The sequence below is a fragment of the Curvibacter soli genome, assembly GCF_029211125.1.
GTDB lineage: Bacteria > Pseudomonadota > Gammaproteobacteria > Burkholderiales > Burkholderiaceae_C > Curvibacter_A > Curvibacter_A soli.
In genome coordinates this window covers 1-635 of record NZ_JARGEN010000085.1, presented here as the reverse complement: position 1 = coordinate 635, position 635 = coordinate 1, and the positions used below count along the sequence as shown (strand labels likewise).

The window sequence follows — 635 nt, the reverse complement described above, 5'->3', positions numbered from 1 at the left end:
GGAAGATGGGTTCTTTGCTTTGCGGTGCGGGGTTGGGTTTGCGTGCCATGGAATGCTTTTGCAGGTAGTGGGGTTAAAGGGGGGTGGAATAGCGGGAGCTGATCTCGTCGATCTGCCGCCGCGCTGTGTTCAGGTTGGCGGCCACCGTGGTGGCAATGCGCACCAGCGGCACGCCCAGGCGCCAGCGGTTGGCGCCTGGAACGCGCTCGACAAAGCCGGTTTCCGCTTCGAGCGCCGGCAGGGTGACGGATACCCACGAAGGGTTCACGCCAAGGCCCTTTGCAATGTCGCCGGGCGGCAAGCCCAGCAGCTCGTGGCCGGCCAGCAGGCGCAGCAGGTCGCAGACGCGGCGCGCTGGCTGTGGTAGGCGCGGCTGGGCTGCGGCAGCGGGGTCTGCGCTCTCTGTACGGGTATTCATCGCATCACTCCGCCGGCGATATCGGCCCGCAGGGCGCGTATGCCCACGCCCCAGGTGCGGCGCACCTCGTTCCTGTTGATCAAACGCACGCGATCAATCAAGCGATCTATGTCGCCGTAGTGCATAAAGCCGAAGTTCATTCCGGGGAATTCCTTGTACCGCTTTCCCCGCTGCACATTGCGGCACGTTACTGACGTGAATGGCGCGTAGTACGTGT

2 protein-coding genes are annotated in these 635 nt (G+C 64.1%); both read right to left on the bottom strand.

What is annotated here, in order from left to right; genetic code table 11:
* Nucleotides 1-73: 73 nt before the first annotated feature.
* Nucleotides 74-418 (bottom strand): IclR family transcriptional regulator, encoded by a 345-nt coding sequence (locus PY257_RS16020; protein WP_275743627.1) that lies wholly within the window; start codon nucleotides 416-418, stop codon nucleotides 74-76.
* The coding region (locus tag PY257_RS16015; RefSeq protein WP_275743625.1) for a hypothetical protein at nucleotides 415-635 on the bottom strand (221 nt) is incomplete at its 5' end. The genes PY257_RS16020 and PY257_RS16015, both read right to left, overlap by 4 nt.

Coding starts and splice junctions, on each gene's coding strand:
- PY257_RS16020 (WP_275743627.1), bottom strand. CDS start 418: ATGAATACCCGTACAGAGAGCGCAGACCCCGCTGCCGCAGCCCAGCCG.